A 26443-nucleotide genomic window follows, 5' to 3' on the forward strand; every position below is an offset into this window, starting at 1 on the left:
CCACTCCAGGTAAAGGGCATCGTCGCCTAGAACTCACACCACCTTATCAAGGATGCTCAGATTGCGTTTCCCGCTACCGCATGCTTGCTATCGGTAGACGAGCTTGCTCTTGCCACCCAAAGCCGATAAAGCGCTGGGGTAAAGAAAAACGACACCAGCGTTGCCAAAAGTAGCCCAAATCCGACGGTTTGCGCGAAAGGTGGCCACAATCCACCTGCCGCCATCATCAATGGAATTAATCCTGCGAAAGTGGTGATCGTCGTTGAGATAATATGCCGACTGGTGGGGCCGCTAATGACCGCTAACATGGCATCGATATCGCCTTGGCGTGCCGCTTCATCGTCGTCAAACGCAGCAATGATGATAATAGTGGCATTAATCGCCACACCCACCAGCCCCATAATGCCGACAATAATGACAAAACCGAATGCATGACCACTGAGCAGCAGCGCTACAATGCCCATGCCCATCGCCTGGGCACCGGCAATAAACACAATGGCAGCGCGGCGAAAGGAATTAAACGCCAGCACGACCGTTGCCACCATGGCAATCACCAACAGTATCACCGAGGCCAGCAGGTTACCCACGGCTTCGCTACGTTCGGCGGCCTCACCACCGGTTTCAATGCGATAGCCAGAAGGGAGGTGAATTTCTCCTGCATTGAGCGCGTTCTGCAACGCGTCCTCTAGCTGTGCCATGGAAACTGCCGGCAACGCATCGGCTACCAAGTAGCCTTGCACTAACTGCACCCGTTCCGCATTACGGCGAGTAATCACACTCCAGGCTGGCGTTAGCGATACCTCCGCCACTGCCGCTAGCGGCAACCCCTCTGCGACGCCATCACTGACTAAGCGCAGCGCAGCAAGCTGTTCAGCATCGGTGCGCCATTCACCAACATAACGCACTCGGACGGGAAGCTGCTGAGTATCTTCCAACAGCATGCCTGCAGACTGGCCCGACAGTGCAGCACCCACCTGTTCCGCTAGGCGTTGTGGCGTAAGGCCTGCATCGTGGAGCGCCGTTTGGTCGATATCCAGCGTTAGCCTGGGCAGGTCGCGCTGCATGCCTGCGCGCACATGGGTTACCTGAGGCAACTGATGCATTAGATGCGCTAGTTCAAGTCCCAGCGATGACAGTATGTCCAAGTCATCGCCATAGACTCGTAGCTCAATCGGTGCTTTAAACGGAGGCCCCTGCTCATACTTACGCACCACGCTTTGCGCCTGCGGAAAGTGTTGATCAAGCACTTGCTGCAGCATTGGCACCCGCTGGTTAGTCACCGCTAACGACTCGGCATCAACAATCAAGTGTAAAAACGCCGGGTTGTTATCCTCATTGGTCAATACGTTGTAGTACATCATGGGGGCGCTTTCGCCGATAAATGCCGACACCCGCTTGATGCCCGGCAGCTCTCGGATAAGGGTTACGGCTTCATCGGCCAACGCAGCGGTATTGGCGATGCTGCTAGCCGGTGGCAAGCGTACTTCAATGTGGAATTGGTCACGGTCTGCCGGTGGAAAAAACGCGACGTCTAACGTTGGCATTAGCGCGATACCACTCACAGGCACGCATAAGGTAATGATCATGGCAGCCACCGGATGACGCAGCGAGCTACGTACGGCCCCCCGAAAACCACGCTTAATCACGTTATCTTGTGAGCCTGACGGTTTCTTCGCCACGCTGGCCAGCAGCATCGGAGAGAGCGCTGGCACTAACAGCAGCGATACCAAGTAAGAACTCACCAGCGCTACAATAACGGCCAGGGCTAGCGGTCCTACGAACTCTCCGGCGGGCCCCGGCATTAGCACAATTGGCATAAACGCCAGAATGGTCGTCAGGGTGCTGGCCAGTAACGGCACGGCTAAATGGCGCAAGGCATCTCGGGTCGCGGCAATCACTGAGTCCCCTTGCAAGAAACGCTCACGAAGGGCGTTGGTCATGACAATGGCGTTATCCACCATTAACCCCAGCGCCACAATAATGCCGGTAATGCTCATTTGGTGGATATCAATACCCAGTGGCTTGAAAAACGCCAACGTGAGCAGCGCCGTGGCGGGAATCGCTAGTCCCACCGTGATCGCCGAGCGCCAGCCCATGCTTAAAAACAGAATAGCCACTACCAGCACTAACCCTATCAGCAAGCTGCTAGCGACATCGCTTAAGCGCTGATTGGTGTAACTTGCTTGTTCAAACACCACGTCAACATCAAGGCCCACGGGCAGCTCGTCAGCAAACGCCATGAGTTGTTGCTGAGCCCGTTCAACCCAAACATCAATACGCTGGCCGGGAGCCATACGGGCACCCACAAACACGGCTCGTTCGCCGTTAAGCAGCGCCATGGCGGCGGGCGGGTCCTGCACGCCGCGGCGCAGCTCGGCAATCTCACCTAGCCTAACCGTTTGGCCCTGCCGGATAGCCACGTCGACATCGCGCAACCTGTCCAACGTATCAAATTCACCGCTCAGCCCGACCGTTAGCCGATGACCTTGAGTAACCACTTCGCCTGCCGTGCGGCGGCCATCACTTGCTTCAATGGCGGCGGCCAACTGGCCTACAGAAAGCCCCAACGCATTTAGCTCTAAGGGGTCGACCATGACCTCGACCTGCTCCCCTGCGACACCAAACAGATGGGTGTATTCCGTGCCTGCAACACGCCTAAACTGGTCTTCTAGGCGTTCAGCATAACGCTCCATCAACTGCGGGTTGGGCGAAGAATCCAGTGTCCAGCGCAGGGCGGCCACCATGCTAAAGGCGTAACCACGGTCATCCAGCAGCTCTGGTGTTTGCACACCGGTTGGCAAGGTTGGCGCGATATCGCCTAACTTATCTCGTACTCGGCTCCACACGGGGGCGACATCAATAACCGCGTCTTCTAATTCAAGACTGATAACAGCGATGCCCTGGCGCGACGTAGATTCAAGCACTTGGATTTCTGAAATAGTGCGCAACTCGTTTTCAATAGGCCGCGCTACCAGCGCTTCAACCTGCTCAGGCGTAGCACCAGGAAACGGCGCAAGCACGGTAGCCATACGCGCAATCAGATGAGGGTCTTCTGCCCGAGGCAGCGTTTGAATAGCCGATAGCCCAGCCACAACCAGCAACCCCAAGGTTAGTGCCACTAAACGGCGGTTAAATAACCACTCAATGCGCTGCATAAGCCATATCCTCGCTGAGGGTGACCTGCTGCCCAGGGGTGATGCGGTGAATGCCGCTGGTAATTAACCTTATTCCTGGCTCAAGGGTTCCGCGCACAAAGGCTTGATCGCCTTCAGTGTGTAGCAACTCCACGCTCGCCCGTGCCACACGAAAATGCCCCTCTTCCAGCGGCTCTGCCACCAGTACGTTCCACAATCCTCGCTCGGCAGCACGTAAGGCATCTAGCGGCACCCAATAGCCACTGGCAGGCTCTACCACTGCGTAGCCAAGTTCAACGAGATCACCAGGCACCGCGCTGTTTGAGGCGTCAAGCGAGACAACCAGCGTCTGCGTGCGGCTGTCGCTGTCAATATGGGGTAGCCGAGCACGCACCTTACCGCCGATAGCATGGTGATTAACGTTGAGTGTTACCGTCTCGCCTGGTGTAAACGTCGACGCTAACCGAGCAGGCAATCCTAGATGCGCTTCAAGTTGCTCAACATCGATCAGCTCAAACGCGGCGGTACCGCTAGTCACTAAACTACCAACGCTGACATGACGCTCAATGACGCGTCCGGCGAAGGGCGCTTTTAACGTGCTGTCCTCAAGATCAGCAGTAAGGCTGTCTCGTTCAGCCGCCAGTGCCGCAAGACGGGCTTGAAGCGTTAACCGATCCGTGCGCGCTTGGTCCAACGTCGTACGGCTGGCGAAGTTACTTTGATTAAGCTGCGCTTCACGCTCTTCTTGGCGCTGAGCAAAAGCCAGACCGGCGCGGGCTTCCTCACTGCGTGCGGCCACTTCTGCCAAACGGCTTTCAAGACGACGGGTATCCAGTATCGCCAGCACATCGCCCTGCTCAACTGCACTCCCCCTATCAGCCAACACTTCGCTAACACGGCCAGCGGGTTCAAAGGCAAGCGACACTGACTGACGTGCAACCACTCGCCCCGTTAAGCGCACGTCCCGCTCCAGCTGTTCGGAGTGGGCAAGAGACTGCGTCACCACTTGCAACAAAGCGTTATCAGTTTCTTGCTGGTTAGCCAACTGGGCACGACTGTGCTGGCTAGTCAGCGCAACCACCGCAACTGCCGTGATACTCATCATAATTAAGGCCGCCAACGTGCCACGACTCCGGTGGCGCCAGGAAGTATTGAAGGAAGTGTCCATAATGGCCTCGAAATGGTTTATTCTTGAACGATACGGTTCACTATAATATGTGTACGCCAGCGTTCAATATTTATTTATTCGATAGGCACGGATTTTACGCAATGACGGACTCGCAACCTTTACCGCCTGACAAAAAACGCAGCGTCGGCCGCCCCAAAGATATGGCTAAACGCGACGCGATGTTAAACGCGGCGACCTGCCTATTTTTTCGCTTTGGACTCGAAGGGGTGACCATGGAAGCCGTTGCCCGTGAAGCGGGTGTTTCCAAAGTGACCGTATACGGCCATTTTGCAAACAAAGAAGCGCTATTTGGCAGCGTCATTCAGCGTGAAACCGCCCTCCTTCGTCATGGGCTAGAACAGCTTCCCGACACTCACGAAGCCGTGCGTCAATCGCTGATTGAAGTCGGCACAAGCCTCGTGCGCTTTTTGTTGGAGCCCCACGTGTTAGCCGTTGAGCGCGTTATGAGTACACAGGGAAGTCAGCACCCCGAACTGCTACTGGCCTTTTTCGAATCAGGCCCCTGGGCCACTAAAAAGTGGCTGCAGGAAAAGCTTGAGGGGCTAGCTCGCGCCGGGCATTTAACCCTTAACGCACCCACACTAGCCGCCGACCAACTCTGTAGCATGTGGCAAGGCATGTTGGTTATGGAGGTGCGTATGGGGGTTCGTCAGCTCCCCAGCGATGAAGAGATTCACCGTCAGGTCAGTAACGCAGTGGATGTGTTTTTGGCGGCGTATGAGAAACAAGCATAATGAGAACGGCAATCGCGGTTGCCGCTTTTAGTACTGCATTTGCGATTCAAAAAATGTCATAAACGCACGTACTTTGGCGGGCACATGCCGTCCAGGCGGGTAAACCGCATAAACGCCCCCTTCGGACAGAGACCATTCGGCCAAAACGCGAGCCAAGCGTCCGGCCGCTATTTCCGGCTCAGCGGTAATATCGGGCAGCACTGAAAACCCGCCTCCGGCAGCGGTCAAAGCCACTAAACTCACCGTTGAATTGGCTGCTAACCTTGCGTTCATTTGCACATTGACCAAGGTTTCTTGTTGCTTAAACGCCCACGTTAAAGGCGCTTTTAATGGCGTGAAGGCAATCCAGTCGTGTGCTTCCAGGGCTTTCGGGTGCGCTGGCACGCCGTGGCGTTTTAGGTAGCTGGGAGCAGCCACTACATACTGTTGAAATGTGCCTAACCGACGGGCACGCAGAGTGGAATCTTTTAACCAGCCTAAACGAAACGCTAAATCGATTCCCTCTTGCAACATATCGCTGACTTGGTCGCCGCTACGCAGTTCGATATGCAACGCTGGGTGCAAACGGCTGAATACTACCACCACTTCGCTCAGCACCCCGGAGGAGTAATCTTCTGGAGCCGTTATACGCAGTTCACCATGTAGCTGCTGAGTATCACTCACGGTGCTCTCAAGCGCGCCCTGTAAATTTGCTAATAGAGGATGGCATTGATGGTAGAGCGCTTCCCCAGCTTGGGTAAGTTGCACCCGCCGCGTTGTGCGATGAAACAGCGTCGCACCAAGGCGGGTCTCCAACTGCCGGATTTGCAGGCTTACCCGAGTTTTTGTGCAGCCTAGTCGCTCAGCCGCCTTAGTAAAGCTGCCAGCTTCAACCAGGGCGATAAAAATCGGTAAAGCGTTTAAATCGAACTCGTTGGCGATGGTCATATAGCACTCTATTGTTATGAAATTGATAACAGTAAATTATTCTAACCGCTATTTTTAAAATCAATAAAGCGCCCGACAATGCACACATCATCCACATAAGGAGCTTGACCATGAAAATTGCATTGATTGGCGCCAGCGGGTTTATTGGCACCGCCCTATTAACAGAAGCACTGTCCCGCGGCCATCATGTGACGGCACTAGTCACACGCCCTGAACGGGTAGCGCCGCAGGAAAATCTCATTATCATTAAAAGCGATGTATTAAATACCGATGCATTAGCCGAACAACTACGCGGTGTCGACGCCGTGATCAGTGCATTCAGCGGCCATGCACAGGATGACGTTTACGGTTATTACATCAAAGGCTTTAATTCGATTTTGGCGGCCACGCAACAAGCCTCAGTGCCTCAATTACTGATAGTGGGTGGCGCGGCCACGCTAGAAATAGCACCGGGAAAACGGCTATTGGATACGCCGGAGTTCCCCGCCGAGTATCGTGCTACTGCTGAAGGGGCGCAAACAGCTCTTGAAACCTTACGCGCACAAACGGCCCAAGCGTGGACGTTTCTCTCGCCTGCCGCGGAAATTTTCCCCGGCGAGCGCTCGGGCAACTTCCGGCTTGGCGGCGATACGCTACTGACTGATAGCGAAGGCAACAGCCGTATTTCAGTGCAGGATTACGCCATCGCCATGATCGATGAGTTGGAAAATCCACAACATACGAATCAGCGCTTCTGCGTCGCGTATTGAGCAGCTAGGAACTCTTTCTCGACCCGACACAGTGTCGGGTCGACTGTCAGGGCTACACCGGTCAAAGATATGTAACGAACTTCCTTATGAACTCACCCCTCCCGTAGTACCTCTACCACTCGTTCAGCCAATACCTCACTGGCATCACTACTGCCCGCACGCTTGACAAGAAATACCTGATAATCTCCCAACGGCGGTAGAGCATCGTTGTTTAGCCGTTTGAGCGGTGGGCGAATCAAACTTTTCGGAAAAGCCGTCACAGCCAGATCAGCCAGCATAGCCGCTTCCTGGCCAGCACAATGGTCACAGGAGTAAGCGATCCGGTAATTAACCCCAGCATGGTCAAGGGCGTTTAGCGCGATCCTCCGCCACGCACATCCCTGTTGAGCCAAGGTCACCGGCAGTGGTGTTCGTTCCACGGCAACGCCATCCTCACGGCCCGTCCACACTAACGGTTCGCTATGCACCACATCACCGCGCGCCGCCTGACCAGGCTCTCCGCCCATCACCAGCGCCAAGTCGAGTTCTCCCTCATCCAGCCTAGCGAGCAGGTCTTTGCTGCGTCCAACGACGACATCGACCTGCACGGCCGGATGCGAGCGAGCAAACTGAGCAAGCACATTGGGTAAAATACGCCCAACGACGTCGTCAGTTATACCCAGCCCGACGCGCCCTTCAATGGTGGGAGCTAAAAACTGAGTAACGGCTTCCGCATTGAGCTTAAGCAGCCGTCGACCATAGCCCAGGAGAACTTCCCCCTCGGTAGTCAGGCGCACATAGCGCGCCTCACGCACAAATAGCGTTTGGCCAAGCGTTTCTTCTAGCCGTTTGATCTGCATGCTCAGTGCAGATGGGGTGCGAAATAGCTGCTGGGCGGCGCGGGTGAAGCTGCCACTCTCCGCAATCGTCACAAAGGTGCGTAGCACCTCGCTATCCAGTAACGGCAAGGCAGCTCGGCTGGGAGCTATGGTCGATAGTTGATTCATCACGCCCACCTTTCAGAAAAACTTAACGATCAGTGTAGATCTTTTCGTTTGATTGATCCAAGACGAAGCACCAAGCTGTTCTCAAGAGGTCGCGACCCTCTCACTTATTGACCCCAAACCATACCTGTCCAGTCGGTGCCCAGACACCGCTGCCTGCACAGTCGTTGTGAAAAAAGAGGTGCGCGATGAAGTGTGAATGTTCAGCCCAACATGCCCAAAATGCATGGGTAAAAGCCAGCCAATTAGCGCCGCCCCCAAAGCCACCACAAGTAGATTTTTACATGCCTGCCATGCCGTCAATGAGGCTAATTCGCGCGCTAGATATGGGCTGGTGGCGTTTCCGGCGGCGCTGTCTTTTCCGCCGCCATATACTGCCGCTATTGGCCTACGATGATCAGGTGCTGCTAGATATTGGCCATTGCCGCGAAGATATTCTCTGGGCCAACAAGCTCCCATTGAAGATCGACGCCATCCACGCGTTAGAAGCCCGGCAGAAAAAGCAGTAAGCCCAAAAGGCTCAGGATCAAAAAAAGCTCCGAACCTTTCACAGGTTCGAAGCTTTTAATGGAAGCTCTCAATAGCGTTTTAAGCACCCAAAATTGTGACTAGGGCTCAACAGCTATTTTCACACCCCTATCGGCCCACCATCGCGCTTCTGAATAACAACGGTAGATGCCCGAGGGCGTACCTGACCGCTGGCCTCAGCGGTGGCATCTTGGGTCAGTGCACTACCATCCGCGGGCCAGTTGCCGGGGTGCTGAATATTAATAAACAGCGCCGTTTTGTCCGGCGTCGCAAAAATGCCGGTCACTTCACAACCGTTCGGCCCTACGGCGAAGCGTTTCAGTTGCTGCTGGTTGCTGTTGTTAATCACCGGGCCGGTACCCTGAATCTCGTCCAGGCTGTTAGGCACCACGGCTAATAGCTGGTCGTTGGTGTACTCGGTAATGCCTTCGTAACCATTATCGGTCTGTATCCAGAGAATGCCCTGACCATCATCACGCTGGTCAAACCACAGACCATCGGGGCTGGCAAACTGGTTCATTTCAGTCAGGCCGGAATGATTGCCTTCATCATTAGTGGCGGCACCAAACACAAACACTTCCCAACGGAAGGCATTCGGCAGACGGCTTTCACGCCAGCGGATTATGTGACCGGCTTCGTTATTAGCGCGTGGATTAACAGCGTTGGCCGGGGCTGTCTCATAGCCTACCCCTAGCTGAGCAATGTCATCGCCTTGATTGGTGAAAGTAGCCGCTGCGGCTTCTTCGCTACGCTTCGAATTATTGGTCAGCGTTAGATACACCTCGCCAGAGGAAGGATCCACGGTTGCCCACTCTGGGCGGTCCATTGGTGTCGCTCCCATTAGATCCGCTGCATCACAGGTGTTAATAATCACCCCAGCTAAATCATCCTCTGCCAAGCCCAAAGCCGTTGCCAACGAACGGCCGTCGCGTGTTAGCGCGCTAGGTGTTAGCGGCAACCACTCACCGCTGCCATCAGCGTTGAAGCGAGCCACATAGAGGGTGCCGTTATCCAGATATTTACTACCAATAGCGAGGCGGTCATACGCTTCACCCGGACGATTGGCATCGGCGGGATCCCAGGCAGCGTCAGAAACATACTTATAGACGTACTCGTTGCGGGAATCGTGGCCAGAGTAGTACACCACGGGTTGCCCTGCTTCCAGCTTACCTAGCCAGCACCCTTCATGACGGAAACGACCAAGTGCCGTGCGTTTTACCGCGTGAGCATCACTATAGGGATCGACTTCAACTTGGTAGCCAAAGGTGCGCGCTTCGTTGCGGTAATCATCTTCAGCACGCTCGCCCCGTGGCGTGATATTGAAACGCGCAAACTCATCGTTTTCTTCAGAGGCATCACCCGCAGAGGTATCCCAACCATAGCGGCTTTTATCGGTAGGAATACCAATCCGCGCGTCGTCCTGGAAGAGTTGGCCGTGATTAATGAACACATTGGGCCAGTTCTCTTCGCAAGCGATATAAGTACCCCAGGGCGTTAACCCATTACCACAGTTGTTATTGGTGCCACGGGTTTGCGTACCCGCTGGGGAGAAACGCGTTTTCACATAGTCACTGCCTGCCACTGGGCCAGCCATTTCCATCACCGTCGCGCTGGTAAGACGGCGGTTATAGCGGGAGCCGGGCACATGCGACCAGTGTCCGTTAGCGTCTTTCTCAACTTCCACAATAGTGACACCGTGAGCGTTGATTTCAGTACGCGACTCTTCGGCGGGGCGCTTGCCTTCAGCATCAGTGGGGCCACCTTGAGGTGCCCACAGCGCTGCTTGATCGATATATTCGTTGTTGAGCACCAGCACAAAGCGCCGTGAGGCGTTATCGGCATCCAGAGCAAAACCAGCCATTCCATCGTGGTTCATACCCACGCTAGCGGCTTGGCGCTCGGCAGTCATTGACTGGTCGGACTGCCAGCTGTCACCAGTGTTCAACGGCGTGCCCCACGGCACCAGCACTTGGGCAACATAGCCTTCAGGCACTACGACAGCATCCGTTAGCGATCCTTGAACCGCCTCAAACGCCAGCGTCAACGGCGTTTTTTGCGCCCCGTTTGAAGCCAGTGCTTGGGCGGCACCGCCAAAGCCAAGCATTGAAGCAGCGGCCAAACCTAAGCCGCCCCGCATTACCGCGCGTCGCGAAACATGCTGCGCTAACACATCCGCAAACGGCTGGTTGCTGCTCTGATTTAACAGGCGATGGTCTTCAATTTCCTTGCTCATAACAACGGTCCTCTCGTCACGGTTAACACGCGCTAGTTTTATGTTAAGAGGACACTAATCAATTTAAATGACAGGGTAATGACGAGAACTCTACTGTTAGGTGAACGTTCATTAGCAAGCTATTCCCCACCTTTAAAAACTGTTGGTTAAGCATCTGCACGGTGGTTAGGTAAGGTTGGGAGTGATGGTTGTGAGAGGTAGTCAAATCTGCTAAATTAATGCTAATAGTTATCATTACCACAGGAAACAATCTCTCATGCAGCCCAGAAAAAAAGACGCTCCGCCAGAAGGCTCGCCTAGCGCATCTCGCGAAGTGACAAGTCAGGCGCTGCTTGATCAAGACGGTCAGTTGGTTATTCATCATGAACAGCGACGCTATGTGCTGCGACGCACGAAAAGCGGCAAGCTGATCTTAACGGCGTAAGCCTTTTAAAATAATCACTTACCTACTACTAACCCTTTTAGCCAGCCAGGTAGCCCATCGCACCCAGCCAGCAACATTATCCATCACTTTCTGCTGGAACTGTCTGGCCCATGAAACCAACTCACACGTTAGGCTTTTGCCTTATCCTACTCCCTCTTCTGCCTGCCAACGCCAATGACTCGGGCTTAGACCCCCTCACAGTCACAGGTACCCGAGCACCGACGGATCTGTCCCGCGCACCGCTGATTATCGACATCATCGACCGCCAAGACGCAACGCTTGCCACCGCGAGCCGCGTTGAAGACGTGCTGAGCCGCCAGCCTGGCCTGCATGTGGCTGGCCAAGGACGCCGTAACGGCCAAACGCTGAGTATGCGTGGCTTCGGCAGAAATGGTGTACTGGTGCGCCTGGACGGTGTTCGCCAGGATATTTCCACTGGCCATGTGGGCAACTTCTTCCTCGACCCAGCGCTGATTCAAGAAGTGCAGATTGCCCGTGGCTCGCTTTCCAGCCTGTACGGTAGCAATGCCATGGGCGGCGTTGTTAGCTTTACCAGTGTCGAGGCCAGCGATCTATTAGCCCCAGGTGAAGATAGCGGTGCACGTCTCTCCCTAGGCGGAGCAACAGCGAACGACGAGCTACGCGGCAGCCTGACGGCGTTTGGCCGCCGCGCCACGGCTAACGGGCAAGTGGATGGGCTATTTTCTGTGGGCCGTAGCGAGTCCGGCGATATTCGTCGCGCGGGCGGTGATGAAGCAGTAGAAGATGCCAGCCTCAATAGCCTGCTTTTGAAAGGCGGCTGGGAACCAAGCGACGACCAACGGGTGTTTATTAGCTGGCAGCACTATGATGAGCGCGCCACCCAACCCGCTAATCCGCAGCAGCTATCAACCAGCGCTAGCAACCCATTACGCGACCGTGATGTTGAGAGTAATAACGTACAACTTGGCCACCGCTGGCAACCGAGTGGTGCCACTGAAATCACCTCACAGCTTACCTTTAGCCAACAGGATATCGACGAGCCACAGGCTAGCCGTACCCTTGAGCGGATCGGCCTGCAGAGCGATGGCTATCACAGCATCGACCATGGCTGGCTTTCACAAACGCTGGTGTTTGGCGCAGAGCTGGAGCAGGCTCGCCAACGGCCTGACGGTGAAGCGAATGGTTTCCCTCACGCTGATATCGATACCCAGTCAGCCTATCTTGACACCACGCTTACTGCGGGCCGCTATTTAGCTGAGGGCGGTGCGGGGCAGCTTGACGTCGGCATTGGCGCGCGCTATGACCGCTATGACGCCAGCGGTCAAAACGATGCCGACAGCGTGCACGACCAAGTGTCGCCGCGCTTCCGTCTTGCCTGGCGACCCGACGACTCCTTGATGCTGTTCTCCGGCTACGCCGAAGCCTTCCGCGCCCCCAGTCTTTCCGAGCTTTACGCTAATGAGCGCCACTTTGCCGGTTTCTGCGCCGGGCCCACCTTCTGCACGCCGGATAACTACTGGATTCCCAACCCGAACCTGTCGCCTGAAACCAGCCGCACCTGGGAAAGCGGTGTGGTATGGCACCAAGGCGACTGGCAGGCGCGCGCCAGCTACTTCGACACTCGTGCAGACGACTTCATTGACACTCAGGTCGATATCATGGCGGGCACAACTCAGGCCGTAAACGTGCAGCGTGCTCAGCTATGGGGCTATGACGCCCGACTTACTTGGCAACCTAGCGCATTCCCGCTGCTAACTAGCTTTGTAGGTCTTTCAGAGGTATCCGGCAAAGATCGCGACAGCGGTGAGGCTCTGGGTAGCCAAACACCTCTGGAAATGACGCTGGGCAGTGATGTTGCGCTTTATAACGGCGCTGTACGGGTCGGCTGGCAGGGCCGCTTTGCTCAGGCGTTCGACAAACAGGGCGACGATGAACGCCTGCCAGGCTATGGGCTGCACGATATCCACCTTGCTTGGCAAATCACCCCCGCTATTGATACCGCGCTGCGCCTCGCCAACCTCGGCGACAAAGTGTGGTATCGGCCCGATGGCAGTCTGGGCGACGGACGTAGCCTGTTCGCCACCCTCAACTGGCAGTGGTAACTCCTTGCAATGTTAAGCCTAGAGGTGACGTATGATTGAGTCCCAGCAGATCGCAATTCTTGAAGCCTTTGACGCAGCACGAGCAGCACAGCCTCGCCTGCCAGCGATTGATATTGCCGAGCGCTTATCAATCAGTGAAGGCGAACTTCAGGCCGCGCGCTTAGGCCGTGACGTATGGACGCTGCCCCTCGCGCCGAAAGACCTTGCGGCGCGCCTCCCCCTGTTAGGCCGAGTCAAAGCGCTCACCCGCTCCCGTTTAGCCGTGCTTGAGCAAACCGGTGATTACCCTGACCTAGACGGCGGGCCGCAAACCGGCTTGCTGCTTGACCCAGGCGGCCTAGATTTACGGTTGCTGTATTCCCATTGGCACTGGGCTTGCCTAATCCGCGACCCTATTCATGCCCCCCTGCCAACGGAGAGTGAACAAGGCCAGTGGCGCTGGAGCCTGCAAATTTTCAATCAGCATGGCTGTGCCATTCACAAAAGCTTTGCGCTGGAAAATCCGCTGCCCCGCCCATGGGGCGCATTAGCTGCCCTAGGCACCCTAGATACCCCCGCGTTTACCCAAAGCGCGCCCCGCTTAAAGCGTGCGCTTCCTGAAGCGCCGACACTCGCCAGCGAATGGGCGGCGATGCGTGATGTGCACCAATTTTTCGCCCTGCTTCAGCGCCACCATCTAGAGCGTCTGGAAGCCAACCAGCTAATGGAAGGCCGTTATACTCGCGCGCTGCCCGTCGATGCCCTGGAAAACCTGTTAACCAAAGCAAGTCAGCGCGCACTGCCACTGATGCTGTTCGTGGCCAGTCCTGGCTGCGTGCAAATTCGCACTGGCACACTACCTGAACCTCAGCGCGCCCGCGGCTGGCTGAACCTGTTTGGCGAGCAGTTCACGCTGCACCTTAATGACACTGCCATTGAGCAAGTGTGGCAGGTCAGCAAGCCTAACCGCGACGGTGGCGTCACCAGTGTAGAAGCCTTTGATGCAGAGGGTTCTTTCGTGCTGCAAATTTACGCTGAGCGCCAGGAAGGTCGCGTGGAGCGGCCCGAGTGGCGGCAGTTGCTGAATGAACTCGGCAACCAAGAGGCCGTGGCATGAATGTCACACGCTTCGCACGCCACTCGCTTGCCGCGCTACTGATTGGCTGGTTAACCACTGGCGGGGCGCTAGCCAACGAACGCTGGGTCATTTTGGGCGGCGATATCGCTGAAACCATCGCCGCGCTTGACGCGGATATCGAGATCGTTGCCCGCGATGATACGGTGCTCCACCCGCCCGAAATGGCCGCACTGCCCTCGGTAGGCTATCTGCGCCAGCTGTCGGCAGAAAGCGTCCTCTCAGTGGCGCCGGACCGTGTGTTAGCAGCGGGACATTCCGGCCCGAAAGAGGTGTTGGAACAGCTAGAGGCCGTGGGCGTAACGGTTGATGTGATTGATGCCCCTGCTGACCTGTCCTCGATTGCCGAGAAAGTCCGCACGGTGGCTCAGCACACGCAACGCCAACAAAGAGGTGACGAGTTGGCAACCTCACTCACCGCGACGCTTGAGCGCTTGGCGGCTCTTCCCCCGCTGCCGGATACACGTGCGATGTTTATTCTTCACCATAGTGGCCTAACACCGCGGGTTGCCGGCAGCGGCACCGCCGCCCATATAGCCTTGGATGCCGTTGGCCTCGACAATGCTTTTGGCGATATGGCGGGCTATCAAAGCGTTGCGGCAGAGGCGCTGGCAAAAGAAGCACCCGCACTGGTGATTATGTCCCAACGGGGGTTAGACGCGCTGGGCGGTGAAAACGCGCTATGGCAGTTACCGGGTATGCGCTTAACGCCCGCAGGACGCGAACAGCGGCTTATTGTGATTGATGATCAGGCCCTGCTCGGTTTTGGCCCTCGCACGCCTGAGCAGCTATTTACCTTGCGCCAGAACATTGAAGCACTGCTTGGCACAGAGCAGGTCAGCCGATGATCACCAGCGCTTCCCATGATCGTTATCGCCCCTTGTTACCGCTTAGTCGAACAGCACGAGTGTTAAGTGGCCTTACCCTGGCGTTATTGATCGCCCTTGGCTGGGGTGCTGCTTCAGGCGCGTTAGGTGTGTCGCCCTGGGCACTCGTTAATGGCAGCGCAGATGAGCTCAGTATCCAAGTGTGGTGGCAGCTACGCCTACCGCGCCTGCTCCTGGGGGTTGCCGTGGGGGCGATGCTGGCGGGCAGTGGTGCCGCCATGCAGGGGCTATTTAGAAACCCATTGGCCGACCCAACGCTATTAGGCCTTGCCAGTGGTGCAGGGCTATTTGTAGCACTTTGGATTGTGCTATTTCAGGACAGCGCTGCCGGTAGCCTCTATGGCCAGTTTGCAGCGGGCTTTCTCGGTGCGCTTAGTGTTTGCTTAGTGGTGTTTGGCATTGCCAAGCGCCAAGGGGGTGGCAGTGCCGCCGTCATGTCACTGCTGCTAGCAGGCTTAGCAATCAACACGTTAGCAGGCGCTGGAGGCGGCGTACTAGCGTTTATTGCCAGCGACGATCAACTTCGTCAGCTCAGCTTATGGGGAATGGGCACGCTTACCAACGCTTTGTGGCGCACCACCGCCGTAGCCCTTGCCCTGATTGCTTTTGCCCTATGGCTGTTAATACGCAGCGCTCGTGAGCTTGACTTACTTCAGCTAGGCGAATCTACCGCCCATGCGGCAGGCCTGGATGCAACGCGCTTAAAACGCCGCATGGTCGTTGCTACCTCGCTGGGTGTAGGGCTGTGCGTCGCACTTACCGGCGTGATTGGCTTTCTTGGTTTGCTCGTCCCCCACTGCCTGCGACTTTGGCTCGGGCCTGGCCATCGCCTGCTGCTACCCGCCTCTATGTTAGGCGGTGCACTACTGCTAGTGGTGGCCGATACCCTGGCACGCACCCTCGGTGCCCCTGCCGAAATTCCCGTCGGGCTATTAACCAGCCTACTGGGCGGCCCCTATTTTCTTTACCTGCTAATGCGTCGGAACCGGGCATGCTAACTCTACATCAGGCGGGTTTTACCACCACGCCCTCAATCGCGCCGCTGGACGGCACCCTTCGCCCTGGTGAGCTACTCGCCATTGTTGGCCCCAACGGCGCGGGCAAAAGCACACTACTCAGCATGCTGTCGGGATTTCGCCCCTGTGAACAGGGCGAGCTACATCTGGATGGAAAACGCCTGAGTGAGTGGCCAATCAACGAGCTTGCCAATCGCCGGGCGCTGGTCGCCCAGCAAGAATTGCCCGGCTTTGATTGGCAAACCTTTGAGCTGGTGAGCTTGGGCAGCAACCCCAGCAACGCACTGATTGCGGAACTGCTGCATGACCTAGATCTGACGCATTTAGCTAAACGCAGCGTACTTTCACTCTCTGGCGGCGAACGCCAACGGGTAATGATTGCACGAGGTGCCTGCCAGCTACTCTCACGGCGCTCACCTACCGCCAAAGATGGCGGGCTTTTACTGCTGGATGAACCCACTAGCGCACTCGATATCGGCCAGCAGCAGCGCTTAATGCGTCAACTACGCGCCTGGGCAGAACGGCACCGCATGGCGATTGTCTGCGTGCTGCACGACCTCAACCTCGCCAGCACCTACGCCGACCGGGTCTGGCTATTACATCAAGGTCAGCGTATTGCTCACGGCTCGCCCGCCCTAGTGCTTGCCCCCGCCACCATCGCGGAGGTTTATGACGTAGAGCTGCTGCCTATCAATAGCAGTAACGCTGCAGCCCCTCTTCTCGCCCTAACGCCTTAAGATAACGGTCAGCAGCCAACGAGCTCTATCCCGCAGAGTGGCAAAGCCTTCATATAAGTCCATACTTATCCCATACGTAACGGGCAATATATGCATTACCGTGTGCCAATTGGGGAGCAAGAATGAGACTGATCAGCCTCATGTGGGTAATGCTGGCAGGGATGAGTTTTAGCATCGGCGTATTAGGCATTTTTCTGCCCCTATTGCCGACCACCGTGTTTATGCTAATCGCTATTTACTGTGCCTCAAGGGGGTCTCCACGTTTTGAAGCCTGGATTCGCTCCCGCCACTATGTCGGGCCACTGCTGGTTACCTGGGAACAAGAGCGCGCCATACCCAAGCGCGCTAAGATTTTTGCCGTTTGCACGATAGCGTTGAGTGCCGTAATCACCGTTTGGTCACTCGGGCCTGGCTGGTTAAGCGGGGCAGTGGTGGCCCTACTAATGCTGATTGCCCTTTGGCTGGCTACCCGGCCAGAGCCTTCGTCTCATAGCTAAGTGTGACTGAATAGTTCATCGTTTAGTGAAGTGATCGCCACTTCCAGCTGTAGCGCTGCTTGGGCTCGATATGGGCTCGATATGGGCTGGTATATCGTGTGCTTGCATCACAGTACCGCCATGGCTTTCAACCCTACCTGTCTATAACATTCATAAAGCGAGCCGCCAGGAGTTTGCACTTCTTTAACACTAAGCTTTTAACACTAAGCTTCCAATAAGGACGGGCTCTATGCGCGATGAGGAAAAATACACAAATTCAGAGGAGCAACTGCTCTATCTTCAAAAACGGTTAGATGAGGAAGATACCGCCGCCCTAAGCGAGCTGTTTACTGAACTCGATATTTTATCGATTGCGCGCACGCTCGAGTCTTTTCCAACCAAAACTCGCGACCGATTGTGGGAGTACATTCCTGAAGCACTGCTCGGCGAAGTACTCGCCGAAGTCGATGAAGATATTCGTGCCGACTACATTGAAGACCTTTCTGCCAGCGATGTAGAAAAAATCGTTAGAGGCCTAGATGCCCAGGAAGTGGCTGAAGTTCTCGACGTCGCCGACGAAGAGATCAAAACGACCGTCTATGCCAGCTTAGATCAAGAGATCCGCGCCCAAGTTGAGAACCTGCATTCTTATGAAGATGACGTGGTCGGCCGTTACATGGACCCAGAAACGGTTAATGTAAAACAGGGCGTATCGCTGGAAGCCGTACAGCGCTATATCCGTATTCATCAGCTGTTGGATGATGAATCGCAACAGATCATGATTACCGACAAGGATAAGCGCCTGTTGGGCACGCTGACGCTCATTGATCTAGTCAAACAACCACAGGAGAGCGTCGTTGATGAGTACATGGTTGCCCCCTTCACACTCAATGACCAGATGAAGGTAAGCGAGGCTGCCGCACTGCTCCGCTCTAAAGAGCTGCCTTTTGTTCCGGTTTGCGATAGCGACGGGCTGTTAGTGGGCCAGTTGAACGCCGCTGATGTATTAGAAATCACCCAAGATGATGCTGACATGACGTTAAAGCACATGTCGGGCGTCAGCGACGAAGAAGAAGTCTTCACTCCGATACTCCGCAGTGCAAAGAGCCGCGGCATTTGGCTGGGCATTAACCTGCTCACTGCATTTTTAGCGGCCTTCGTAATTGGGCAGTTTGAAGAGGTCCTGGATCAAATTGTAGCGCTAGCCATCCTGATGCCGGTGGTCGCGAGTATGGGCGGGATTGCGGGCAGCCAAACCCTCACGGTAGTGATACGCGGCCTAGCGCTCGGCCAGCTCGCCGGTAATAACAAACAGTGGCTCTATAACAAAGAACTGTGGGTGGGGATGAGTAACGGCTTGGTGTGGGCACTCGTCGTCGGTGGTATTTCCTACCTGTGGTTCGGCGATCCGCTGATTACGCTGGTGATTACGCTGGCCATCTTTGTGAATATGAGCCTAGCGAACTTATCAGGCGTGCTGATTCCCTTAGTGTTGAAAAGGTTACAAATAGACCCCGCATTATCAGGTGCCGTCATCTTAACCACCGTTACCGATGTGGTCGGCTTTATGTCGTTCTTGGGGTTAGCTACTTTAATCATCCTATAACCATGTGCCCCTGGCGGGCACTGCAACACTTGAAAGGAGAAATCGCTAAGCACCGCTTGACTTGGAGAAGGTGCCCATATATTTCTGCTATGTGCGGCACGGCTCCGGATAGCGCAGGGAATCAGGCAATAGGGCGATTCTGATGAGCGAGCCATCTTTTAAACAAGATGCCAATGCTCAGGGCACAACTGTCGAACGGAAAGCTGCTGGCCGAGGGAAAGAACGAAGGAAATAAATAGACCGACTTCACCGGACAACAACAGTACAGCAGCGGTATGACAGCTGAACTGGTGCTCGAAGCACTGGATGAAGTCGAGTGAACGACCGCTAACATCTGCACGCTAATGGGGAACCGGACATATGAACAATCCGTATGAGACGCTATTCCACCGCCAGAAAACAGCTTTTCTCAGCGACCGCACGAAATCACGCGACTGGCGGCTAGATCAGCTCGCGAGAATGGAGCGCATGCTGCTTGAACATCGCGAACGCTGGTGTGCGGCACTTCATCAAGATTTCGGCAAGCCGCCGTTCGAACAGCAGTTCGAGATCACGGTGCCGATGGGAAATATCGCCTATTATCGCGACAATCTGGACCGGCTGATGGCACCGGAAGAGGTCGAAATCCCTGAGGGGCTGGCAAAGCTCGGCCAGCGCGGTGTGATCCGACGTGAACCCTTCGGCGTGACACTGGTGATCGGGCCATTCAATGCGCCGATCCTCCTGTTGCTCGATCCGGCCATCGCGGCGCTGGCAGCGGGCAATCCCGTGATCCTGAAACCGGCCAACACCACGCCAGCAACGGCTGCGCTCTTCGCGGAACTGGTGCCGCAATATTTCGAGCCCGAAGACGTTTCCGTGGTCACTGGTGGACGCGAGGAGATCTCAGCGCTGCTGGAATTGCCCTTCGACTTTATCTTCTTCACCGGCAGTTCGGCGGTGGGCAAAGTCGTCATGCGGGCGGCTGCCGAGCACCTAACACCTGTGATTCTGGAACTGGGTGGACAGAACCCGACCATCGTCGACGAGACCGCAGACCTTGATCGCGCCGCTGACGCCATCGCCTGGGGGCATAACGCGATCTCGGGTCAATGGTGCATCGCACCCGGTTTCGTCTGCGTACATGATAGTGTCGCAGACATTTTTGTCGAGAAACTGAAAGCGGCGATCACGCGCATGTACGGGGCCGATCCGTCGCAAAGCCCTGACTTCGCGCGCATGATCAGCGAGAAAGATGCGCAGCGCGTTGCCTCCTATATCCTGCCGGACAAAACCGTACTCGGGGGCCGCTTCGATGTGCCTGCCCGCTACGTCGAGCCCACCCTGCTTTATCCTTCCGATTGGTCGGACCCAGCGATGCAGCAGGAGGTGTTTGGTCCGGTGCTGCCAATCCTGCGCTACGGCGACATGGCCACGCTGATCGAAATGCTGAAGACAAGAGACAAACCGCTGGCCGCCTATATCTTCAGCCGCGATGAAGCGACGATCGAGCACTTTCTTCAGTCAGTGTCCTTCGGCGGCGGTTGCGTAAACCTGACCAATCTGCATTGCTGGGTCGGCTCGCTGCCCTTCGGCGGGGTCGGCAATTCGGGAATGGGGAAATATTACGGCAAGGCGGGGTTCGATGCACTCAGCAACGCTAAGTCGCTTTTGATCTCGCCCGCCGACAAGACCGTCGATGTCTATCCGCCCTATGAGGGTAAAGATATTAGCGCGATGTTGGCTCCGTTTTCCTGACAGATCCTTAGCGGCCTTGTCCTGTTAGTTGTTATTTGTAGCGTTGCAACTGGAGGGGCCGCCGCGGTGTACTGTGCGAAAAGCCTGAAGTGAAGTACGCCTTTATCCATCGGCATCATCAGGCACGGGGCTGCTGATATTAGACTTGCACCCACTGCCCCGTCTGATCTGACGCTTCGATGGCATCTATCAATCGATTCACCCGTGCCGCTTCGCGGAAGTCTGGATAGAGGGGAAGATCGTTAATGATACCTTCGACCAGATCACGCACCTCGATAATTTTCTGGTCGTTATAGCCCAGACCATGCCCCGGCGCGGGACTGAACGCGGCATAGTCGGGGTGTTCAGGGCCGGCTAACAGCGTAGTGAACCCACGCCTGCCGTGGGCATCACCGTGGCGATACAGCTGCAGCTCGCTCATGCGCTCTTGATCAAACACAACGGCGCCTTTGGTGCCCGTTAGCGTGTAGGCCAAGCCCATTTTGCGACCAGCCGCCACCCGAGACGTTTCGATATTGCCGATTAATCCTTTATCAAACCGCAGCATGGCCTGGGCCTGATCGTCGTTTTCCACCGCGTCCATACCGCTGCCGTCGGCATTGGGCCGAGAGGGGATGACAGTCTGTAGCTGGCCGCAAACCTCGCTAATCCGCTGCCCGGTTAAAAATTCGGCCATATTGAGGATATGCGAGCCCACATCACCTAACGCACCGGCCCCTGCGGTCGCCCGCTTGGTATGCCAGTCGTGGGGCTTTTCCGGGTCGAGCAGGTAATCCTCGTTGTGCCGCCCACGAAAGTGAATCAGCTCACCAATTTCACCGCTGGCGACAATCTGACGAGCCAACTGGGTGGCGGAATTGCGAATATAGTTAAAGCCCACCAGAGTTTTGACGCCCGCTTTTTCAGCCGCGGCGACCATCTCGTCGGCGTCTGCCGTGCTCAACGCCAGCGGTTTTTCGGCGTAAACATGCTTACCAGCGGCAATGGCGGCCAGCGCCATCTCTTTATGCAGAAAGTTAGGCGCGCAGATATCCACCACGTCCACGTCACTGTCGGCCACCAGGGCGCGCCAGTCATCGGTGGCGCGAGCAAATCCCCAGGCACGTGCTCGGCTCTCCGCAGTGGCAAGGTCGACATCCGCCAGCAGTTCGCAAACGGGCTTGGCAGGCAGTTCAAAAACACTGGATGCTGCATTAAAGGCAATGGCGTGGGCTTTACCCATAAAACCAGTGCCGATCAGGCCAATCTTGAGGGTTTTCATTGTGGTTATCCCTGTTAACAAGTTAATTGCCGGTAAAAAAATAATTGCTTTTACAAACACTCGATGAAGGGGTGTGAGGGCAGGTTGAAGCGAGGGTCTTTCGCCATGGATGGCGAAAGTAGCGCCCATGGACGGGTTCACAGCGCCCTCGCGGAAACCTGCCCTCATCACCTGATACACTGGCCGGTTTTAAAACAATAACGCCGGGCTGGGCCCGGCGTTGAATGATGTCGTGCCCCATAGACTGCTTACATGGTCGGCATGGTGAAGTGGTTGGTCTCTTCACGAATGCCGCTGGGCCAGCGCTGGGTGATGGTTTTCATGCGAGTGTAGAAACGCACGCCGTCGGGGCCGTGCATATGCAGCGGGCCAAACAGCGAGCGCTTCCAACCGCCAAAGCTGTGGAACGCCATGGGTACCGGGATAGGTACGTTAACGCCGACCATACCGACCTGGATCTGCTCGCAGTACTGACGCGCCGCATCGCCATCGCGGGTAAAGATTGCCGTGCCGTTGCCGTATTCATGAGCGTTGATCATGCTGACCGCTTCGTCGAAGCTGGCTACGCGAGCAATCGCCAACACCGGGCCAAAGATCTCCTCGGAGTGAATACGCATTTTTGGCGTCACATGATCGAACAGAGTGCCGCCAATAAAGTAGCCATCACCTGCGCCATCAACCGTTGTCTGGCGACCGTCGACCACAAGCTCTGCGCCTTCATCCACACCAACCTGAATATAGTCCGCCACCTTATCGCGATGCTCGCGGGTGATCAGCGGCCCCATATCGTTATCAGGACCATCAACCAGGCCAGGCCCGACCGTCAGCTTATCCAGTTCAGCCACCAGTTTTTCACGCAGGCGGTTGGCGGTATCTTCGCCCACGGGTACAGCAACGGAAATCGCCATGCAGCGCTCGCCTGCTGAGCCATAAGCCGCGCCCATCAAGGCACCCACGGCTTGATCGAGATCCGCATCAGGCATAATCACCATATGGTTTTTAGCTCCGCCCAGCGCCTGAACACGCTTGCCATGTGCTGACGCCGTAGCGTAGATGTACTCGGCGATGGGGGTGGAACCCACAAAACTTACCGCCTGAACACGCTCATCGGTGAGCAGCACATCGACGGCTTCTTTATCACCATTAACGACATTAAAGACACCATCCGGAAGGCCCGCCTCTTTAAGCAGCTCGGCTAAGCGCAGCGGCGTGGAGGGATCTTTTTCCGAAGGCTTCATGACGAAAGTGTTGCCGCAGGCCAAAGCGATGGGGAACATCCACATGGGCACCATGGCGGGGAAGTTGAACGGCGAGATACCGGCGCACACGCCCAGCGGCTGCATCATCGAGTAACTATCAACGCCGGTGCCGACGTTCATGGAGTGCTCGCCCTTCTGCAGGTGGGGAATGCCGCAGGCAAACTCAACCACTTCCAGGCCGCGGGTCACTTCGCCTTTGGCGTCTGAAAACACCTTGCCGTGTTCGCTGGAGATAAGTCGCGCCAGCTCATCGGTGTGCTCCTCGACCAGCGCTTTAAATTTAAACAAGATGCGCGAGCGCTTTAGCGGCGAGACTTTTGACCAGCCGGCAAAGGCTTCGTCGGCGATGCGCACGGCTTCACGAGTTTCATCGGCGGTGGCTAGCGCTACCTGGGCGCTTTGTTCGCCGGTGGCCGGATTATAAACCGGCGCAGTGCGCTGGCTCTGACCGGTGGAGAACTCACCATTAAGATAATGGGATAACGTCTTCATACAAGCTCCTGATTAAAAGGCGGCGACTGGCACTGTTTAGCTGGCAATGTCGAAACCTGCCTGCTCGGCAAGTTGGCGCAAGTTGCGATACCCCAGGCGAGCATAGGTCAACGGATGGGCGACTTCGGGGTCTTGTTCGGCTTCAACCACTAACCAACCCTGGTAGCCCTGTTCGCACAGGTGGGTTAAGGCGGGCAGAAAATCTACATCGCCATCCCCCGGCACCGTAAACAGGCCGTCTAGCACGCCGTTTAAAAAGCTTTTGTCGCGGTTGCGCACTGCGTCCAGCACCGGAAAGCGCAGGTCTTTGCAGTGCACATGGTGGATACGTTGGCTGTAGCGTTTGGCGATGGCGAGCGGGTCGCCGCCTGCACCGCGCAGATGACCAAAATCAAGCAGTAGCCCCACGCCTTCGCCGGTGTAATCCATTAAGCGTTCAACGTCGGCCTGGCTTTCGATCACCGTGCCCAGGTGGTGGTGATATACCAGTTGAATGCCCTGGGATTTCAGGTAGTCACCCACCACCTCCAAGCCATGCAGCAGGCGCTGCCACTGTTGCCCGGAAAGATGCGGACGCTGGGAGAGCGGACGCTCCTGATCGCCGTGTACACAGTGGGTAACTTCACATAGCACCATCACCTTAGCGCCGCACTGCTTGAGCAGGTTCATGTGATCCTGAATAGCCTCAATCTCTTCTTCAGGCGTGCGCTCCAACAGCTGCGCAGAGTACCAGCCCGACACAAGCGCCAAGTCGTGGGCGCTAAGCACCTGATTCAAGGCGTCGGGCGTGCGGGGAAACTTGTTACCTAATTCAAAACCACTAAAGCCTGCCTCGCGCCCCTCTTTCAAACAGGTTTCCAGCGGTGTTGCGCCACCCAGGCTGGGCAAGTCATCGTTGGTCCAGGTGAGCGGATTGATGCCTAAAGTAACCGTCGGCATAGCGTATTCCTTGTCATTTTTGTCTGAGTATTTTTGGCGTTAGGGCGCTTTACCCTATCGCCGACTCTCTGATGTTCTGTATTCGATTAGCGGGCTTGGCGCTGCTTAGCCTCGCGGTAACCTTGATAGGCTTTATTGACCGCTTCACGCTCGGAGACCTCGGGCACGGCTACTTCCCACCAGGCACCGCCTTCCTGGGTACTGGGCAGTGGGTCAGTATCCAGAGCAATCACATAGGTCGAGGAGGCGCTGCGAGCGCGCACCAGCGCCTGCTCCAGTTCCGCAATGCCGGTGACTGATTCAGACTCACAGCCCAACGCTTTAGCGTGGGCGGCAAAATCGGTTTTCGGTGCACCAGCCTCGACGGTGCGGCAATCTTGCAGCAGGTTGTTAAACCCCGCGCCGCCGGTGGCGTGCTGCAAGCGGTTGATACAGCCATAACCGCGGTTATCCAACACCACCACTGTCAGCTTGTGGCCCAGCATCACCGAGGTCGCCAGCTCCGAGTTGTGCATCAGGTAGCTGCCATCGCCGACCATCACCACTACCTCGCTGTCAGGTTTGGCCATCTTGACGCCCAGCCCGCCGGCAATTTCATAGCCCATGCAGGAGAAACCGTACTCAACGTGGTAGCTGCCGGGGCCCGAACATTGCCAGAGTTTGTGCAGCTCGCCGGGCAAACCACCGGCAGCGCAGACCACGGTGGTATCGCTGCCAGCTTGGCGATTAACCGCACCGATCACCTGGGCATCGGTTGGCAGCGCCAGCCCTTGATCTGCGGTCACACGGCGCACTATGTCGGCCCATTCGCGTTTGAGCGTGCCAGTTTGTTCGCGCCATTCATCGCTACCGCGCCACTCGCCCAGCGCTGCGTCGAGTTGCTCCAGCCCGATCAAAGCATCGCAGCTAAGCGGCAACGCTTGATGCTTCAAGCTATCGAAACGGCCAACGTTAAGGGCGATCAGTGTTTTATCGTTGTCTTCAAACAGCGCCCGAGAGCCAGTGGTAAAGTCCTGCAAGCGCGTGCCTACCGCCAGAATGACATCCGCCTGCTCCGCCAACTGGTTGGCAGCTGCACTACCGGTCACCCCAATGGCACCCACAGCGCAAGCGTGGCTATCGGCCAGCGCTCCCTTGCCTGCTTGGGTTTCAGCGACCGGGATGCCGCGTGTTTTGGCAAATTCGGCTAAAGCGTCGCAGGCAGCCGCGTAATGTACGCCGCCGCCAGCAATGATCAGCGGGCGCTTAGCCTGCTGCAGTGCGGCGATGGCTTGGCGAAGTTCGAAAGCATCTGGCGGCGAGCGGCGAATGCGATGCACTTTGGGGGCAAAAAATGCCGCAGGATAATCGTAGGCAAAAGTTTGCACATCCTGGGGCAGCGCCAGGGTCGCGGGACCGCAGTGTTCAGGGTCAAGCAGGGTGGCAATCGCCTGGGGCAGGCTGGTCAGCAGCTGCTCGGGGCGGTTAATGCGGTCGAAGTAGCGCGATACCGGGCGAAAACAGTCATTGACGCTAATCGTCGGGTCACCGAAATGTTCCACTTGTTGCAGCACCGGATCGGGTTCGCGGGTGGCAAAGGTGTCCCCCGGCAGCAGCAGGATCGGCAAACGGTTGGCATGAGCGAGCGCCGCGGCGGTCACCATATTGGTCGCCCCTGGGCCGATGGAGCTGGTCGCCGCCATTAGGCGCTGGCGGCCATTGGCCTTGGCAAAGGCGATCGCCGCGTGGGCCATGGACTGTTCGTTATGGGCACGAAAGGTCGGCAATTCGTCTTGCACGTGGTAAAGCGCTTCGCCTAACCCCGCCACGTTGCCATGACCAAAAATCGCAAATACCCCCTCAAAAAGCGCCACTTCTTGGCCATTTATATCAATACGCTGAGCGGAGAGATACTTAACCAGCGCCTGGGCCATGGTGAGTCGAATGGTACTCAT

20 protein-coding genes and 1 pseudogene are annotated in these 26443 nt (G+C 56.3%); 12 read left to right on the forward strand and 9 right to left on the reverse strand.

The features are described 5' to 3' along the window. Positions 1 to 56: 56 nt before the first annotated feature. Together NF683_RS04580 and NF683_RS04585 are read right to left on the reverse strand one after the other, a co-directional pair. On the reverse strand, positions 57 to 3155 hold the full coding sequence (locus tag NF683_RS04580; RefSeq protein WP_253921383.1) for an efflux RND transporter permease subunit: 3099 nt from the start codon (positions 3153 to 3155) through the stop codon (positions 57 to 59). Beyond that, entirely contained in the window at positions 3142 to 4302 is a 1161-nt protein-coding gene (locus tag NF683_RS04585; protein ID WP_089040583.1) for an efflux RND transporter periplasmic adaptor subunit, read from the reverse strand. The genes NF683_RS04580 and NF683_RS04585 overlap by 14 nt, the downstream gene beginning before the upstream one ends. A gap of 101 nt (positions 4303 to 4403) precedes the next feature. Here NF683_RS04585 and NF683_RS04590 point away from each other — a divergent pair, with 101 nt between their 5' ends. Then, a complete protein-coding gene (locus NF683_RS04590; RefSeq protein ID WP_253921384.1) occupies positions 4404 to 5057 on the forward strand; it encodes a TetR/AcrR family transcriptional regulator in 654 nt (217 codons plus the stop codon). 27 nt (positions 5058 to 5084) lie between these two features. On the opposite strand, the gene NF683_RS04595 is transcribed toward NF683_RS04590, so the two are convergent. Continuing rightward, positions 5085 to 5984, reverse strand: a complete 900-nt coding sequence (locus tag NF683_RS04595) for a LysR family transcriptional regulator (RefSeq protein WP_253921385.1) — start codon at positions 5982 to 5984, stop codon at positions 5085 to 5087. A gap of 110 nt (positions 5985 to 6094) precedes the next feature. Here NF683_RS04595 and NF683_RS04600 point away from each other — a divergent pair, with 110 nt between their 5' ends. Further along, on the forward strand, positions 6095 to 6733 hold the full coding sequence (locus NF683_RS04600) for an NAD(P)-dependent oxidoreductase (protein WP_253921386.1): 639 nt from the start codon (positions 6095 to 6097) through the stop codon (positions 6731 to 6733). A gap of 92 nt (positions 6734 to 6825) precedes the next feature. Here NF683_RS04600 and NF683_RS04605 read toward each other — a convergent pair whose 3' ends face one another. Then, entirely contained in the window at positions 6826 to 7719 is an 894-nt protein-coding gene (locus NF683_RS04605; protein ID WP_253921387.1) for a LysR substrate-binding domain-containing protein, read from the reverse strand. Between the two features lie 185 nt (positions 7720 to 7904). Between NF683_RS04605 and NF683_RS04610 the strand changes: the two genes are divergently transcribed. Beyond that, positions 7905 to 8225, forward strand: a complete 321-nt coding sequence (locus NF683_RS04610) for a hypothetical protein (RefSeq protein ID WP_193059556.1) — start codon at positions 7905 to 7907, stop codon at positions 8223 to 8225. Positions 8226 to 8344: 119 nt separating this feature from the next. On the opposite strand, the gene NF683_RS04615 is transcribed toward NF683_RS04610, so the two are convergent. Then, positions 8345 to 10477 carry a PhoX family protein gene (locus NF683_RS04615; protein WP_253921388.1) on the reverse strand — a complete coding sequence of 711 codons (2133 nt, stop codon included), beginning with the start codon at positions 10475 to 10477 and terminating at the stop codon, positions 8345 to 8347. Positions 10478 to 10733: 256 nt separating this feature from the next. On the opposite strand from NF683_RS04615, the gene hemP reads away from it, so the two are divergent. From hemP to NF683_RS04660, 9 genes and pseudogenes are all read left to right on the forward strand, one after another. After that, positions 10734 to 10901 carry a hemin uptake protein HemP gene (gene hemP / locus NF683_RS04620; RefSeq protein WP_253921389.1) on the forward strand — a complete coding sequence of 56 codons (168 nt, stop codon included), beginning with the start codon at positions 10734 to 10736 and terminating at the stop codon, positions 10899 to 10901. A 110-nt stretch (positions 10902 to 11011) separates the two neighbouring features. Next, the gene (locus tag NF683_RS04625) at positions 11012 to 12985 is read left to right on the forward strand and encodes a TonB-dependent receptor domain-containing protein (protein ID WP_253921390.1); all 1974 of its coding nucleotides are present in this window, start codon (positions 11012 to 11014) and stop codon (positions 12983 to 12985) included. Positions 12986 to 13016: 31 nt separating this feature from the next. Further along, positions 13017 to 14081, forward strand: a complete 1065-nt coding sequence (locus tag NF683_RS04630) for a ChuX/HutX family heme-like substrate-binding protein (protein WP_253921391.1) — start codon at positions 13017 to 13019, stop codon at positions 14079 to 14081. After that, entirely contained in the window at positions 14078 to 14947 is an 870-nt protein-coding gene (locus tag NF683_RS04635; protein WP_253921392.1) for a heme/hemin ABC transporter substrate-binding protein, read from the forward strand. Before NF683_RS04630 ends, NF683_RS04635 begins: the two co-directional genes overlap by 4 nt. After that, complete coding sequence (locus NF683_RS04640) at positions 14944 to 15984, forward strand: FecCD family ABC transporter permease (RefSeq protein ID WP_253921393.1); 1041 nt, start codon at positions 14944 to 14946, stop codon at positions 15982 to 15984. Before NF683_RS04635 ends, NF683_RS04640 begins: the two co-directional genes overlap by 4 nt. 53 nt (positions 15985 to 16037) lie before the next feature. Continuing rightward, positions 16038 to 16739 (forward strand): annotated as a pseudogene (locus NF683_RS04645) (ATP-binding cassette domain-containing protein); the annotation flags it as partial. A 122-nt stretch (positions 16740 to 16861) separates the two neighbouring features. Continuing rightward, positions 16862 to 17236, forward strand: a complete 375-nt coding sequence (locus NF683_RS04650; RefSeq protein ID WP_226912429.1) for a YbaN family protein — start codon at positions 16862 to 16864, stop codon at positions 17234 to 17236. A 229-nt stretch (positions 17237 to 17465) separates the two neighbouring features. Beyond that, positions 17466 to 18821, forward strand: a complete 1356-nt coding sequence (mgtE, locus tag NF683_RS04655; RefSeq protein ID WP_253921395.1) for a magnesium transporter — start codon at positions 17466 to 17468, stop codon at positions 18819 to 18821. Positions 18822 to 19181: 360 nt separating this feature from the next. Next, a complete protein-coding gene (locus NF683_RS04660) occupies positions 19182 to 20558 on the forward strand; it encodes an aldehyde dehydrogenase family protein (protein WP_253921396.1) in 1377 nt (458 codons plus the stop codon). Between the two features lie 139 nt (positions 20559 to 20697). Here the strand turns inward: NF683_RS04660 and NF683_RS04665 are convergent, their stop codons facing one another. From NF683_RS04665 to iolD, 4 genes are all read right to left on the reverse strand, one after another. Then, positions 20698 to 21819: a Gfo/Idh/MocA family protein gene (locus tag NF683_RS04665; protein ID WP_253921397.1), complete on the reverse strand. Its 1122-nt coding sequence runs from the start codon at positions 21817 to 21819 to the stop codon at positions 20698 to 20700. A gap of 248 nt (positions 21820 to 22067) precedes the next feature. Continuing rightward, positions 22068 to 23570 (reverse strand): CoA-acylating methylmalonate-semialdehyde dehydrogenase, encoded by a 1503-nt coding sequence (locus NF683_RS04670; protein ID WP_253921398.1) that lies wholly within the window; start codon positions 23568 to 23570, stop codon positions 22068 to 22070. A gap of 36 nt (positions 23571 to 23606) precedes the next feature. After that, complete coding sequence (gene iolE, locus NF683_RS04675; RefSeq protein WP_253921399.1) at positions 23607 to 24509, reverse strand: myo-inosose-2 dehydratase; 903 nt, start codon at positions 24507 to 24509, stop codon at positions 23607 to 23609. Between the two features lie 86 nt (positions 24510 to 24595). Then, positions 24596 to 26443, reverse strand: coding sequence for a 3D-(3,5/4)-trihydroxycyclohexane-1,2-dione acylhydrolase (decyclizing) (gene iolD, locus NF683_RS04680; RefSeq protein ID WP_253921400.1), 1848 nt, complete (start codon positions 26441 to 26443; stop codon positions 24596 to 24598).

It is taken from the genome of Halomonas sp. MS1 (assembly GCF_024182575.1).
Lineage (GTDB): Bacteria > Pseudomonadota > Gammaproteobacteria > Pseudomonadales > Halomonadaceae > Vreelandella.